The sequence below is a fragment of the Bradyrhizobium sp. Kon69 genome (assembly GCF_055807515.1).
Window position 1 is genome coordinate 1 of the sequence record NZ_JBVVOS010000588.1, and the last position, 235, is coordinate 235.

1 protein-coding gene is annotated in these 235 nt (G+C 69.4%); it reads right to left on the minus strand.

Going from position 1 to position 235, the window contains the following annotated elements; genetic code table 11:
* The coding region (locus AC0L3U_RS40255) for a hypothetical protein (RefSeq protein WP_473365251.1) at nt 1-235 on the minus strand (235 nt) is incomplete at both ends.

The following is a 235-nucleotide window of genomic DNA, read 5'->3' on the forward strand; positions in this document are numbered from 1 at the left end:
GCACTCGGCTAGCATGAGCAACAGCGCCTGGTAGTTGCGCTCGTCCAACTCGGCATACGGCGCGGCGCGGCGGATAAGTGCGAGCAGGGCGGCTTCCGGCCATTCGCGCGCACTGACCTCGGCGATGCTCTGCTGGGCCAGCACGTCCAGCGGCGCCACCGGGATGTGCAAGGTGTCGAGCTCGCCACGGCGCACGCAGTCGAGGAGGGCGGCGCATTCGATCAGGTCGTCGCGG